Annotated in this window: 13 protein-coding genes; 4 read left to right on the top strand and 9 right to left on the bottom strand. The window is 71.3% G+C overall.

Translation table 11 applies throughout. The annotated features are described in order from the left end of the window. Nucleotides 1–90: 90 nt before the first annotated feature. Nucleotides 91–1,143, bottom strand: a complete 1,053-nt coding sequence (locus ABZ780_RS21345; RefSeq protein ID WP_357487122.1) for a saccharopine dehydrogenase NADP-binding domain-containing protein — start codon at nt 1,141–1,143, stop codon at nt 91–93. Nucleotides 1,144–1,238: 95 nt separating this feature from the next. On the opposite strand from ABZ780_RS21345, the gene ABZ780_RS21340 reads away from it, so the two are divergent. Beyond that, complete coding sequence (locus tag ABZ780_RS21340) at nt 1,239–2,189, top strand: helix-turn-helix domain-containing protein (protein ID WP_357487120.1); 951 nt, start codon at nt 1,239–1,241, stop codon at nt 2,187–2,189. Here the strand turns inward: ABZ780_RS21340 and ABZ780_RS21335 are convergent. The 5 genes from ABZ780_RS21335 to ABZ780_RS21315 all read right to left on the bottom strand — a co-directional run bounded on the left by ABZ780_RS21335 (nt 2,181) and on the right by ABZ780_RS21315 (nt 6,943). Further along, nucleotides 2,181–4,241, bottom strand: coding sequence for a glycogen debranching N-terminal domain-containing protein (locus ABZ780_RS21335; protein ID WP_357001680.1), 2,061 nt, complete (start codon nt 4,239–4,241; stop codon nt 2,181–2,183). The two genes, ABZ780_RS21340 and ABZ780_RS21335, sit on opposite strands and share 9 nt — an antisense overlap. Continuing rightward, entirely contained in the window at nt 4,238–4,600 is a 363-nt protein-coding gene (locus ABZ780_RS21330) for an SCP2 sterol-binding domain-containing protein (RefSeq protein WP_357001678.1), read from the bottom strand. Before ABZ780_RS21330 ends, ABZ780_RS21335 begins: the two co-directional genes overlap by 4 nt. A gap of 137 nt (nt 4,601–4,737) precedes the next feature. Further along, the gene (locus tag ABZ780_RS21325) at nt 4,738–5,946 is read right to left on the bottom strand and encodes a hypothetical protein (RefSeq protein WP_357001676.1); all 1,209 of its coding nucleotides are present in this window, start codon (nt 5,944–5,946) and stop codon (nt 4,738–4,740) included. Beyond that, complete coding sequence (locus tag ABZ780_RS21320; RefSeq protein ID WP_357001674.1) at nt 5,933–6,478, bottom strand: sigma-70 family RNA polymerase sigma factor; 546 nt, start codon at nt 6,476–6,478, stop codon at nt 5,933–5,935. The genes ABZ780_RS21325 and ABZ780_RS21320 overlap by 14 nt, the downstream gene beginning before the upstream one ends. Nucleotides 6,479–6,763: 285 nt before the next feature. After that, complete coding sequence (locus ABZ780_RS21315; protein ID WP_357001671.1) at nt 6,764–6,943, bottom strand: hypothetical protein; 180 nt, start codon at nt 6,941–6,943, stop codon at nt 6,764–6,766. 266 nt (nt 6,944–7,209) lie between these two features. Between ABZ780_RS21315 and ABZ780_RS21310 the strand changes: the two genes are divergently transcribed. Beyond that, nucleotides 7,210–8,163, top strand: coding sequence for an SRPBCC family protein (locus ABZ780_RS21310; RefSeq protein WP_357001668.1), 954 nt, complete (start codon nt 7,210–7,212; stop codon nt 8,161–8,163). Nucleotides 8,164–8,189: 26 nt separating this feature from the next. Further along, complete coding sequence (locus ABZ780_RS21305; RefSeq protein WP_357001665.1) at nt 8,190–9,362, top strand: zinc-dependent alcohol dehydrogenase; 1,173 nt, start codon at nt 8,190–8,192, stop codon at nt 9,360–9,362. Nucleotides 9,363–10,269: 907 nt separating this feature from the next. Here ABZ780_RS21305 and ABZ780_RS21300 read toward each other — a convergent pair. Next, nucleotides 10,270–11,748: a glutamate--cysteine ligase gene (locus ABZ780_RS21300; RefSeq protein WP_357001662.1), complete on the bottom strand. Its 1,479-nt coding sequence runs from the start codon at nt 11,746–11,748 to the stop codon at nt 10,270–10,272. Nucleotides 11,749–11,930: 182 nt separating this feature from the next. On the opposite strand from ABZ780_RS21300, the gene ABZ780_RS21295 reads away from it, so the two are divergent. Next, on the top strand, nt 11,931–12,269 hold the full coding sequence (locus tag ABZ780_RS21295; RefSeq protein ID WP_357002798.1) for a DUF3817 domain-containing protein: 339 nt from the start codon (nt 11,931–11,933) through the stop codon (nt 12,267–12,269). A gap of 22 nt (nt 12,270–12,291) precedes the next feature. Here the strand turns inward: ABZ780_RS21295 and ABZ780_RS21290 are convergent, their stop codons facing one another. Together ABZ780_RS21290 and ABZ780_RS21285 are read right to left on the bottom strand one after the other, a co-directional pair. Then, the gene (locus tag ABZ780_RS21290) at nt 12,292–13,152 is read right to left on the bottom strand and encodes an alpha/beta hydrolase (protein ID WP_357001660.1); all 861 of its coding nucleotides are present in this window, start codon (nt 13,150–13,152) and stop codon (nt 12,292–12,294) included. A 52-nt stretch (nt 13,153–13,204) separates the two neighbouring features. Beyond that, nucleotides 13,205–13,753 (bottom strand): hypothetical protein, encoded by a 549-nt coding sequence (locus ABZ780_RS21285; protein ID WP_357002796.1) that lies wholly within the window; start codon nt 13,751–13,753, stop codon nt 13,205–13,207. Between the last annotated feature and the right edge of the window lie 80 nt (nt 13,754–13,833).

Below are 13,833 nucleotides of genomic sequence, written 5' to 3'. Positions count from 1 at the left end.
CTGACGCTGATCTCCGGCTGGTTCTCCGATGGGCCAACCTTGGAGCCGGCTCACCGCTGGGGATGGACCGAGCAGATCATCCCCGCGCCGTCAGGGTGCCCCACTGATCATCCGGTCGGTGGGGCACGCCTCGACCACGATGTGTGCGGACAGCGCGTCGAGGAAGTCCGGCGCGTCGAAGATCGCGCCGGCGGAGGCGACGCCGCTCGTCCTCGTCTCACCGGCAAGAATCCGCCGGACCGCCTCGACGGCCAACGGTGCGCTGATCGCGTAGATGTCCTGGCCGCTGACGACGACACGTCGTCGCCTGTCGCCGGAGCAGACGACCGCGTCGACGACGAACCTCTGCGCGGACCGGCCAAGCACGTCGACCGCGACCGGTGCCGGTGTGCCCGCGGCGGCCAGGTCGGTGGCCGCGTCGGTGGTCATGTAGCTGCGGACCTCGGGGATGCTCAGGTGACTGGGGACGGTGACGACATCCGCCATGCTGAACCCGTCGAGGACGCTGCGGCGGCCCAGCGGAGCGGGAAAGTCCCAGTCGATCCTCGGCAGTTCACGGTCGGCGACGTGGTACTCCAGCCGGCCGCCGGTGAAGCGGACCCGGCGGCCGTCGCGCCGATCGCGGGAGACCACCCCGGAGGCGACGGTCCCGGCCGTGGGGTGCCAGCTGCTCAAGCCGTACGCGACGTGCGCCTCGTCGGCCCGCGTCCAGTCGCCCATCGCCGTGGTGACCAGAAGGTCGCCGAACCCGCCGAAGAACGCCATCGCCGGGACCACCGCGACGCCCGCGGTCCGCGCGCGGGCACTGAATCTGGTGTACGTGTCGACGACGGCCTCGATCTCGGCCGCCACATCCACGTACGGGATTCCGGCGCGCAGGGCGGCCTCGATCAGCGGGGCTGCGGTGAAGGCGAACGGGCCGGCGCAGTTGATGACCGCCGCCGCGCCCGTCAACGCCCGGTCGAGCGAGGTCGGATCGTCGACCGACGCCACCCGATGGTCGAACCCCGACGCCGCCAGCGCCTGGAGCTTGCCCTCGTCACGGCCGAGCAGCAGCGGCGTGAACCCGCGTTCGCGCAACTCCGTCACCACGAACCGTCCGGTGTGCCCGTACGCCCCGAACACCGCCACGTTCTGACTCATCTGAAGCTCCCTCGACAGATCGACTACGGGAAGCCTCGCAACAGCGGCCGGCAGCAACCAGTGTCGGGAACGCCATGTCCCGTACAGTTTCGGACATGACCACTGTCGCGCTCGTCGCCACCGACGGGATGCTGCACTTCGAGCTGGCCATGGTCTGCGAGGTCTTCGTCCACGACCCGACCGGCCTGGCCGACCCGTGGTACGACCTCGCGGTCTGCGGCCCGAGCACAGTGCGGGTCGGCCGGTTCCAGATGGAGCCGGACGGTGGCCTGGACCGGCTCGCCCGCGCCGACACCGTGATCATCCCTGCCGTGGAGGACATCGACGCGGACGTGCCACCCGACCTGCTCGACGCCGTCCGCGCGGCCCACCAGGCCGGCGCCCGGATGGTCTCGCTGTGCACCGGCGCGTTCGTGCTGGCCGCCGCCGGGGTGCTCGACGGGCTGCGCGCCACCACCCACTGGGCCCACACCGACGCGCTGGCCGCCCGCTACCCCCGCGTGCGGGTCGACCCGGACGTGCTCTACGTCGACAACGGCACCGTGCTCGCCTCCGCGGGCAAAGCCGCCGCGATCGACCTGTGTCTGCACCTGATCCGTCGCGACCACGGCTCGACCGTCGCCAACGCGGTCGCCCGCCGCCTGGTCGTGCCTCCGCACCGTGCCGGCGGCCAGGCCCAGTACGTCACCACCCCGGTGCCCGCCCGCGACGACCACCCGCTCGGCGACCTGCTGCCCTGGGTGATGCGACGCCTGAACCGGCCGTTGACCGTCGAGGACCTGGCCCGCGAGGCGAACATGAGCTCCCGCAACCTGGCCCGCCACTTCAGGTCGGCCACCGGCACCACCCCGTTGCGGTGGTTGTCGACGCAGCGGATCCGCCGCGCCCAGGAGTTGCTGGAGATGACCGACGACAGCATCGACGTCATCGCCGAGGCGGCCGGCATGGGCACCGCCACCACGCTGCGCCGACACTTCCACCGCACCGTCGGCGTGCCCCCGGACGCCTACCGCCGCACCTTCCGCAGCGCCGGGCCCTCAGCCTGACCGTTGAGTGTCGGGGCGCTGGCGGGCGAAGGCGTCCACCCGCCCCCAGCGGCCCGGGATGTCCAGCAGCGCGATCCGACCGAAGGCGGACGGCAACGCCGGATCCACGGCGAGGTGGTCCTCGTGCGGCGAGATGCCGAGCATCGTGCGGATGAGCAGCATGGATGCGCCACTGGACCAGGCCTGCGGGCTGCCGGCCGTCGGGTACCGCACCGGGTACCGGGTGGTGTGGCGGTCGTACCCACCGAACGCCTCCGGCAGCCGCCCCTGAAAGTAGGTGGCGGCGGAGAAGATCCCCTCCGCGATGCGACCCGCCTCGGCGCTGAACCCGTACCGGCGCAGGCCCCACGCGATGAACGAGTTGTCGAACGGCCACACCGTGCCGTTGTGGTAGCCGAGCGGGTTGTAGCGGCCCTGCCTCTCGGCGAGGGTGCGTACCCCCCAGCCGGAGAACAGCGCCGGACCCATCAGGTGCTCGACGACCCTCGGTGCTCGCTCCGGCGGCACGATGCCACTCCACAGGAGGTGCCCGATGTTCGAGGACAGGCTGTCCACGGGAGTCCCGTCGCCGTCGAGCGCCAGTGCGTAGTAGCCCCGGTCGTCGAGCCAGAAATCCCGGTTGAAGCGGTCGTACAGGGCCGCCGCCTCGCGTTCCAACCGGTCGGCGTAGTCGGGGTCACCCCAGACGGTACGGGCGAGGCGCGCTCCTCGGATCTTGGCGTCGTAGGCGTACCCCTGGGTTTCGCAGGTGGCCCTCGGGAAGCCCGGAAGCCTCCCGTCGGCGTACGAGATGCTGTCCCAGGAGTCCTTCCAGCACTGGTTCTCCAGGCCGGTGGCGCGGTTGCGCCGCTCGTACCAGATGTAGCCGGTCCCCGTCAGGTCCGCGTACCTGTCGATCCACTCCAGGGCCGCGCGGGCCTCCTGCTCCAACTCGACCACCAGCGCCGTGTCGCCGCTCCACCGCTCGTACTCGTCGAGCAGCACCACGAACAGCGGTGAGGCGTCCACCGTGCCGTAATAGGGGGAGTGTGGCTGCTCCTCGAACGCCGCCGACTCCCCGTAGCGCAGCTCGTGCAGGATCCGACCGGGATCCTCCTCCAGCACGTCGTCTCTGCGGGCGCCCTGGAGCGAGGCGAGGATCCGCAGCGTCGGCGGGGTCAGCGACGGTGTGACGGCCAGGGTCTGTAGGCAGGTCAGCAGGCTGTCGCGGCCGAACAGGGTCATGAACCAGGGCAGCCCGGCCGCGGGTACGGTGGCGCCGCCGAGCGAGAGCGGAGCGAAACGTAGCGCCGCCAGGTCCACCAGGCTGCGCTCGTACACCTGCTGGAGCGGGACGCTGTCGGTGTCCAGTTCCGGGGCCTGCGCGACCCACTCCCGCACGCTCTCGGGCAGGGTGGAGTCGCTCGGCCGCTGCGCCCGCAGGGCCAACCGGAGATCGACATCGTCCGGGCGCAGTGCCCGCATGACCACGTGCAACCGAGTCGACCACTGCTCCCCGGGCCGCAGCCGCAACGCGAACCGCAGGCCCTGCGGGCCGAAGGTGGCCGGCTCACTCGCCGTCACGGAAACCTCGCGGCGGAACGTGCCGCGGCGGTAGCCCAGGCGCAACTCGGTCGGCTCGATCTCGGTGTAGTGACAGCCGACCTTGTCGTGGAGGTCGAACTTGATCTCGAAGATGTCGGCGAAGTCGGCTGCCACCTCAAGCCGTACATCAAGGTCGAGGTCCTTGTCACCGTAATTGAAGATCGTCAGCGACTCGGTGAGGTCCGGGCCGATCCGTCGCCGCCGGATCGCCGACACGTCGGCCTGCACGTAGTCGACCGCCCCGCCCGGCACGACGAAGAACGTGACCTCGTAGTACTTGCTGTCGTCCACCGACAGCGCGGTCAACCGTTCCCCGTTGATGGTGAGCACCCAGCGGGACAGAAAACGTGTGTCGGCGGCGAACAGCCCCACCGGCGCGCTGCTCGACGACTCCACGTCACCGCTGGCGTCCGACACGATGAAGGTGTTGCCGTCGAGGCACGACACGGTGCCCGGGACGTCTCTCACGAGGTGTTCTTCGTCGTCGGCGGGCCACCCGGGTCGGACGCCGACGGGAACAGCCGGCCGACCCGCAACGCCAGGGCGAGGTCACCGTCGACCAGGATCTCGCCGCGGGTGATCGCCGCCAGACCGTTCACCTCACCCCGCGCCATACCGTCGGCGACCTGCGCGGACACCCGGATGACCGTTCCGGCGGGATCGGCGGCCCGCCGCACGCGCAGATCGCCGTGGTCGATGGTCAGCAGCCACTGCTCCACCCGATCACCATCCCGGATGTCGAACCGGACACTGCCCCGAACCTTGTTGAATCGAGGATCGGGGCCGCCCGCCGTCAACCGCTCGAAGAAGGCACTGGTCGCCGTCATCCGACCTCCGCAGGCGCTGGTAGGAGAGCAGATCGGCTACCCGCTGTGCGTGGCCGCTAACCTGGGGTATTCACGACGAAGACTCCGCCGGCCGTGTCCGTGACCCAGGTCGAGGCGGTGGCCGCATCGCCCACGGCTCACGGCGCGAGCGTGACGCGCGACCAAGTGATCCCGTCGGTGGTGACCAGGGCGTGGTCAGGCTCTCCAGTCGACCCGTCGTCGCGCCCGAAAAGCCAGGCGTAGCCGGGCGCGACGCTGACCGAGCCGACGAACCGGCCGTACTCCCGCGCGACCGTGAAATGCCGCCCGCTGTCCCGGCTGACCAGGAGCTTCGCGCGCCGTTCAGGCTCGGTACCCCCGCCCGGGGTGAGCACCAGTAGGGATCCGTCCGACCCGACAGTGAGGTCGTAGTATGTCTCCGCCGGCAGGTCGGCGCCGGTGTCCGTCCACGTCTTCGCACCGTCCGTGGTCCTCAGGAGCTTCACCCCACCGGTCGTCTCCCGCGGGGCGACCAGCAGGTACCCCTCCCGGTCATTGAGCCCGACCACCGACACAGCGCTCGCGTCGTCTCCCACCTCCCAGGTGGTCCAGGTAGCGCCCCGGTCGACGCTGCGGGCCACCGTCGATCCCGAGGCGCCTCCCATTCGGTAGATCGCCCAGATGCTGCCGTCCGCTGCCGGGTAGAGGCTGAACAGTGGACGCCAGGAGGGCGCCTTGGCGGTGAGCCGATACACCGTTCCACTCGACGGGTCCACCGCCAGCGGCTGCGCCAACGGTCCACAGTCGAACCCGCAGAGGACGGGTCGGGCCGTCGCCGGGAACGCGGGTACGGCGACGATCGCGGAGTTTCCGTCCCGCCAGGTACGGCCGTAGTCGGTGGAGAGGCGGGGCAGCCCTGAGTCCGTGACCAGGTAGGACCGCTCACCGAGTACGGAGAAGTCAACGCTGCTGCCCGGCGTCAGGGTGGTGGAACCGGCCGTACATCTCGTGCCCTCGAAGCGCGCCGCGTCCCAGTCCGACCAGCTCCGGCCGGCGTCGCCGGTGTACGTGAAGTGCAGGACGCAACCGTCCTGCCGCACGTCGACCCCGGAATCGGGCCCGGTCAGTGTGAGTTCCCTGAACTGCGCGGGCGACGGTTTCGCCGGGTCGACTGGGGCGGCCCGGTCTGGCTCGCCCACCAGCGGTACGACAGCGAGACCGGACAGCGCGACAAGGGCGACCGCTACCATCGCGATCGACCGGTGTCGGCGGGACCGGGCCGCGGATCGCAGCTCTTCGACGGGCGGCTGCCGGACGGCCTCGGCGACAACGTCCACGTCGAATCCGGAGAACTCACGACCGGACATCGATCCTCCCGGTTTCCGTGGTGTCGGTGTCGGCAGTTTTCTCGGGTTCGGCTCTCTCGGGTTCGGCGAGCAGCGCCGCCAGGGCGTTCCGTCCCCGGGACAGCCGGGACTTCACCGTTCCGGACGAGACGCCCAACGTGGCGGCGACCTCGTCCACCGGCAGGTCGACCAGGTAATGCAGCGCCAGGGCGTGCCGCTGCCCCTCGGGCAGTACGCGCAGGGCGGCGAGCAGGGCGAGGTGGTCCGGGGAGTGGTCGGCGACGGCCGGCGGCGGGCCAATGCGGCGCAGCAGGCCGTCGAGTACGCGGCGGCGGCGGTACCGGCTGCGGGCCCAGTTCACCGCGACCCTGCGCAGCCACGCCTCCGGGTTCTCCAGCCCGGCGAACCGCCGTGGCGACACCAGTGCCCGGGTGAACGCTTCCTGGACCGCCTCCTGCGCCTCGTTCAGGTCACCGGTCACCGCGTACAACTGGACCACCAGCCGTCGGAAACAGCCGGCGTAAAGCTCGGAGATCAGATCGCCGTCCGACACCGTCACCTCCCTTCTCCACCACTCCCACCAACGGGCTGGGAAGAAGGTTCCAGTGGCCGGTCAGGATATGACGACGCGCGCTCGGCCGCCGGATCTTTCCGATCAGCCCAGGTCGAAGTCGACCACGACGGGGGCCCGTCCGACAGGCACGGGGGTCGCGGCGTCGAAGCTGGCGGTGTCGCGGTGCCACTCCGGCAGCCGGTACGAGCAGTCGCACCGCAGCTCACCCGCTGCCCCGGAAGCAGACGCAGCGTGTACGCGTCAGCGTCCGCCACGCCGACCAGGTCACCGGTGACCGTGTTGAAGGCCACCACCTGGGCGTAGGTGGCCAGTGTCGGACGGCCGGACCAGGAGGCGGTAGCGGCCGGGCGTCACCCCGTTGACGCTCAGGCTGCCCTGCTCGTCGGTGCAGCCGGCATGGCGACCGGACTGCTCCTCGCCGAGCAGGACCGAGGTCAGCGCCACCCGGTCGACGGGAACGAGTGCGGCACAGGCCCGGGGCGGCAGCCCGACCGTAGCGCCCCGAACACGATCGGTGCGGATCGTGTCGCCAAGGTGATGTCGAGAGGCGTGCGCCGCGTTTGTGCCCAGAGCGTCTCCGCGCCAGGGCCGAGAGACGTTCTGGGCAGAAACGGACACCGGAGGCGGGACTACGGCATAGCGTCACGGTGGCGGATCCACCGCCCGAGCCGCCGCGACGACGGCGGTCCGCCGAGCGGAAGGGACCGGACATGGACCGTGTCGACGGGGTGCGCCTGCCGGAACTGGAGAGGGCGGAGCCGGGTAAGGCGCTGCCGCGGGCGCTGGGCGGGCTGAGCCTCGCGCTCGGCGTCGGCGCGCTGGTCGAGCCCGCGCCGGTGGCCCGGCTCATCGGGGTCGACGACTCCCCAACGGCGGTGGCGGTCGTCCGGGGCGTCGGCGCGCGGGAACTGTCGCACGGCGCCGCCCTGCTCGCCGGCCGTCACCCCGGCGGCTGGGTGTGGACCCGGGTGGCCGGCGACGCCATGGACCTGACGCTGCTCGGTCGGGCACTGGCAGACCGGCGCGGTGAGCGCCGCCGACGGCTCGCGCTGACCACCGCCGTGATCGCCGGCATCACCGCCGTCGACCTGGCCGTCGCCATCGCCGCGACCCGCGCCCGCCGAGCCCGCGACCGCATGATCCGGATCAGTCTCGGCGTCACCGTCAACCGCTCGCCCGCCGAGGCGTACCGGTTCTGGCGGGATCTGGAGAATCTGCCCCGGTTCATGGCGCACCTGGAGTCGGTGCGCGCCGACGACCTGCGCCGCTCGCACTGGATCGCCCGCGGCCCCGCCGGCCGGCACATCGAGTGGGACGCCGAGATCGTCGACGACCAGCCGAACCGGTCCATCGCCTGGCGGTCGCTGCCCGGCGCCCGAGTGCCCAACGCCGGTCGCGTCCGCTTCCTGCCCGCGCCGGGCGACCGGGGCACCGAGGTACGCGTCCAGCTCGGCTACGCGCCGCCCGCCGGATCGCTCGGCCGCGCCGTGGCCAAGCTCTTCGGCGAGGAACCCGAGCAGCAGGTCCGCGACGACCTGCGCCGGTTCAAGCAGATGCTGGAGGCGGGCGAGGTGGTCCGCTCCGATGGCAGCCCCAACGGCATCTCCGTGCGCCAGCAGGTCATGCAGCGCCCGGCCCAACCGCTGCCCGACACCCGCCGCTGATCGCGACCCACCACAGAGGACTCCGCATGAAGGCCACCGCCTGGATGGGCACCGACCGCGTCAAGGTCGTCGACGTACCCGAACCGAAGATCATGAACGCGCGGGACGCGATCGTGAAGATCAGCACCACCGCGATCTGCGGCTCCGACCTGCACCTCTACCACGGCTACATACCCGCGATGCGCAAGGGCGACATCCTCGGCCACGAGTTCATGGGCGAGGTCGTCGAGGTCGGTCCGCAGGTTCGCAACCTCGTCCCCGGCGACCGGGTGGTGGTGCCCTTCCCGATCGCCTGCGGCCACTGCTCCTCCTGCCAGCGCGGCCTCTACTCGGTCTGCGAGAACTCCAACCCCAACGCCGGCGTCGCCGAAAAGGTCATGGGCCACTCGCCGGCCGGCATCTTCGGCTACTCCCACCTACTCGGCGGGTACGCGGGAGGCCAGGCCGAGTACGCCCGCGTGCCGTTCGCCGACGTCGGCCCACTCAAGGTGCCCGACGAGGTCCCCGACGACCAGGCGGTCATGCTCGCCGACGTGTTCCCGACCGGCTACATGGGCGCCGAGATGTGCGACATCAAACCCGGGCAGGTCATCGCGGTCTGGGGCGCGGGGCCGGTCGGGCTGCTCGCGGCGGCCAGCGCCCGGCTGCTCGGCGCCGAACAGGTGATCGTCATCGACCGGCTCCCGTACCGGCTGCGGCTCGCCGAGCAGCACGCCGGCGCCGAGACGATCAACTACGAGAACGCCGACGTGCTGGACACCCTCAACGAGATGACCGCCGGTCGAGGGCCCGACGCGTGCATCGACGCCGTCGGCCTGGAGGGCCACCACGGAAACGCCGCCATCTACGCGTACGACCGGGCGAAGCAGGCCACCCGGACCGAGACGGAACGGCCGTTCGCGCTGCGCGAGGCGATCCTCGCCTGCCGCTCCGGCGGGGTGGTGTCGGTCATCGGCGCGTACGGGGGCGTCGTCGACAAGTTCCCGATGGGCGCGTTCATGAACCGGTCGCTGACCATGCGTACGGGCCAGTGTCACGTCCAGCGCTACACCCGGCCCCTGCTGGAGCGCATCCGGCGCGGCGAGATCGACCCGAGTTTCGTCGTCAGCCACCGGATGCCGCTGCGCGATGCCCCGAAGGGCTACAAGATCTTCCAGAAGAAGCAGGACGACTGTACGAAGGTGCTGCTCAAGGTCTGAGTGCGTGCAGCCCCCCAGCATCCGGACAATTCTTCCCGCCTGTCGGGACGCCAGCGATGATCGACTCCATGTCGGCGACATCGCGGTATCCGGGTCGATGGGACACCGCGATATCGCCGATCCCGTGTGGATCTCAGCTGGCGGGCGGCGGGTCGCCCGTGCTGGGTTCGCGGACGGTCGGGTCAGTCGCGTGGGCAGGGGTGGCGCGTTGGCTGGAGCCGGCGGGCGGGCAGTCGCGGGGGCAGGGCTGGTGCGCTTGCTGGAGCCCGCGGGTTTGCCGCGTAGGGAGGTGTGGCGGGCCGTCTGGGTCGGCGGGTCTGCGGGGTGGGGAGGTGTGGTGCGCTGCCTTTGGAGCTGATGTCGTCAGCGATTCAGCCCGGCTGTCTGACTGTCGTTCCGTGGTCGCACAGACCATCCAGCGCCCGCCTCGGCCGGGGTCCGCTCCGGCCGGGGTCCGCTCCGGCCGGGGTCCGGTCTGGCCAGCGCCGCCGGGAGCCGCGCAGTGGAGGTTGCGGCGCCCATCCGCTGCTCGCATCCACGTGTGCCCGCCGCCGGGTGCTGATGACGCAAACGATTCAGCTCCAAAGGGGCCGAGCAGCCCACACCCGCCGCGCCTCGCCCGCGCCGGCGCAGCGTGCCGTGCGTCGTCCGTGCCGCGCGTCGTCTGTGCCGCGCGTTGCCCGGGCCGCGCGTCGCCCGGGCCTGCGCGACCCTCGCCCGGGCCTGCGCGACCCTCGCCCGGGCCTGCGCGACCCTCGCGCGTGCTGCGCCGGGCTCGCGCGTGCTGCGCCGGGCTTGCGCGTGCTGCGCCGGGCTTGCGCGTGCTGCGCCGGGCTTGCGCGTGCTGCGCCGGGCTTGCGCGTGCTGGGCCGGGCTCGCCTGGGGCTGTCGGGGGAGTGATGCCGGGTTAGGGGATCGGCCACTCGTGGACCGGGCGGTTGCTGTGCATCAGCGTCACGTAGTGCCGGACCACCTCGCGCAGCGCCTCGGGTCGGTCCAGGTGGTCGGCGGACTCCAGCCGGTGCAGTGTCTCCACCTGCCAGCTCGCTCCGTTGCGACCGGTCAGGCAGCGCTGCTCGATGATGCCCAGCAGTCGGTCGCGCTCGACCGGGTCGAGCCCCCAGCGGTCCAGGCCGTGGTGCGCCATCGGCAGCAGTCGGCGCAGCACCAGCTCGGTGACCGGAAGGTAGCCCAGACCCGGCCAGAAGACCTGCGCGTCGATGCCGTACCGGGCGCAGCTGGTGAAGTTCTCCTCGGCGGCGCTGAACGACATCTGTGACCACAGCGGCCGGTCCGATTCGGCCAGGGCTCGGACCAGCCCGAAGTAGAAGGCGCCGTTGGCGATGGTGTCGAGGACGGTCGGCCCGGCGGGCAGGACCCGGTTTTCCACCCGCAGGTGCGGTCGGCCGCGCGACACGTCGTACACCGGGCGGTTCCACCGGTAGACCGTGCCGTTGTGCAGCCGCAGCTCGGCGAGGTTGGGCACCTCGCCGGCAGCGAGGGTCTGCGCCGGGTCCTGTGGGTCGCAGACCGGCAGCAGCGCCGGGAAGTAGCGCACGTTCTCCTCGAACAGGTCGAACACGTTGGTGATCCAACGTTCGCCGAACCAGACTCGGGGTCGTACCCCCTGGGCTTTGATCTCTTCCGGCCGGGTGTCGGTGGCCTGCTGGAACAGGGGGATGCGGGTCTCGCGCCACAGCTCCCGGCCGAAGAGCAGCGGCGCGTTCGCGCCGAGCGCCACCTGGATGCCGGCGACGGCCTGCGCGGCGTTCCAGTAGTCGGCGAACTGCGCCGGGCTGACCTGGAGGTGGAACTGGGTGCTGGTGCAGGCCGCCTCCGGGGTGATCGTGTCGGCGGTGACCGCCAGCCGCTCCACCCCGCTGATGGCGATCGGCAGGTCCTCGCCCCGGGCGGCGAAGATCTGCTCGTTGAGCAGCTTGTAGCGGGGGTTGGCCGAGAGCGTCTCGGCGGTCAGGTGCTCGGGCCGCAACGTCGGCAGAATGCCGATCATGACCATGTGCGCGCCGATCGCCCGCGCCTTCTCCTCCGCGGCGTTGAGGCTGGCCCGCACGTGCTCCTCGAAATCGGCGGTGCCGGTGCCGGTGAGCCGGCGCGGCGGCACGTTGATCTCGATGTTGAACTGGCCCAGCTCCGTCTGGAAGTGCGGGTCGGCGATGGCCGCCAGCACGTCGGCGTTGCGCATCGCCGGGTTCGAATCCTGGTCGACGAGGTTCAGCTCGATCTCCAGCCCGGTCATCGGCCGGTCGATGTCGAACCGCGACTCGCGCAGCATCTCGGCGAACACGTCCAGGCAGTTGCGGACCTTTTCGCGATAGCGGGCCCGGTCCTCACGACTGAAGGTCCGTACGCCGACATCTTCGCCCATGGTCACCACCCTGTCACCGCTGGTTCCCCTAACCTCGCACGGCTACGGCGGGCGGGGGAAGACCCGACACACCTTTCGTACCCAGTGGCGGGCCGGGTGATCCCTGTCGCGTCCGCGTGGTCCGTGAGGGAGTGACCAACCCGCACCGCTAGCATTGCCGCCCGAGAGGTGGTGGCGTGGGGATGCGCGAAAAGGTGACCCGGTTGTTCGTCGCGGCGGCGATCGCCGAGGCGTGTTCCTGGTTGGCTCTGCTGATCGGGATGGCCGTCAAGTACGGTCCGCCGGACAACGAGCTGGGCGTCAAGATCTTCGGCCCGCTGCATGGCGGCCTGTTCGTCGCGTACGGGCTGCTGGTGCTCGTCGTGGCCCGCCTGCACCGCTGGAGCCTGCTGTCCACCGTCGTCGCGTTGGCCTGCGCGGTGCCGCCGTTCGCCACCCTGATCTTCGAGCGGTGGGCACGCCGCCGGGGCATGCTCGACACCGCCAGCCGGCCGACCCGCGAGCCCGCCCCGGTCGGCTGAGCCGGGCCGACCCGCCGGCCGCTCAGTCCGTCAGGAAGTCGACGAGCAGGGCGGCGAGGGCCTCCGGCGCCTCCTCGGCCATGTGGTGGCCCGAGTCGACCGACGCGACCCGCACGTCGTCGGCCCACTCCCGCCAGATCGCCGCCGGGTCGCCGTGCAACTCCACCATGTCGTCGCGCTCGGACCACACGAACAGCACGGGGCAGCCGATCCTTCGTCCGGCGGCCCGGTCCGCGTCGTCGGCGGCGCGGTCCGGCCCGAGGCCCGCCCGGTAGTCCTCGCACATCGCGTGCACGGTCGCCGGGTCGTGGATCGCCCGGTGATAGTCCGCGTACGCCTCCTCGCCCATCTCGGCGGGGGAACCCCCGTACCAGGCGTCCGGGTCGGCGTTAATCACCCGTTCCGCCGGCTTGTCGGTCTGGGCGAGGAAGAACCAGTGCCACCAGCGGGCGGCGAACCGGGCATCGCAGGTGCGCAGAGCTTCGCCGATCGGCACCCCGTCCAGCACGCCGAGGCGACTGACCCGGTCCGGGTGGTCCAGGGCGGTGCGCATGGCCGCGTACGAGCCGCGGTCGTGGCCGACCACGGCGGCGCGCTCGTGGCCGAGCGCGTCGAGCAGCGCGACCACGTCGCGGGCCATCGCCCTCTTGGAGTACGCGGCGTGGTCGGAGGTCTTGGCCGGCTTCGTCGAACCGCCGTAGCCCCGCAGGTCCGGGCAGATCACCGTGTGCCGCTCGGCGAGCAGTGGTGCCACCCGGTGCCAGGTCGCATGGGTACGGGGGTGCCCGTGCAACAGCACCACGGGCGAGCCGGAGCCGCCGTGGCGCACCCGCAGGCGTACCGGGCCGACGTCGATCTCGTCGAGGGTGAATCCGGGAAACATGCCGACGTCGGTGCCCGCCGCGCCCTCTCCGGAAACCGTCGGGGTTGGTCGGTCAGGTCAGGGCGGAGCAGGCCACCACGCCGGCGAGCAGCAGCGTGCCCACCACGGCCTGCAACAGCAGCGGCGGGCCCAGGTGCGACCAGAGCGTCGCGGTACGTGGGGTGAGCAACTGCCCGGTGGTGAGGTTCACGATCCGCTCGATGCGGGGTGGCAGCTCGGGGTCGCGTTGCGGGCGCAGGGTGAGCTGGACCTGGTCGGCCGGGTGCAGGGCGCTCTGCGGCAGGTGCCCGTGCAGCTCCACCTCGCAGAGCTGGCCCGCGGTGTTGCGTAGCCGTACCGGGGTGACCAGGTATTCCGGGCCCTGCTTCAGCTGCTTCCAGCGGCGACGGGTGCCGCCACCGCCGAAGGAGAAGAGCGAGCGCAGCAGCAGGGCGGGAAGCCGGGCGAACGCCGCCGCCGTGAGCACCGCGACCAGCACCGGTTGACCGATGCGTACCTCACGGGTGTAGCCGTCGAGGAGGCGGACCAACCGCCCGGTGACGATTCGCTCCGTTGGGTGCACGATCCGACGGGTATCGAGGCCGCTGTCCATTTCCACCACCGAGAGTCCGCGTGTGTTCACTGATCGTATCGACATCCTCGGTTGAACGACGTGAATGAAACCTGGTCACGGGCTCACGG

Origin of the sequence: Micromonospora sp. NPDC047467, from assembly GCF_040643095.1 — a bacterium.
Classification (GTDB): domain Bacteria; phylum Actinomycetota; class Actinomycetes; order Mycobacteriales; family Micromonosporaceae; genus Micromonospora.
Note: the sequence above shows the minus strand (reverse complement) of the source record. Positions and strands in the feature narration are given on the sequence as shown.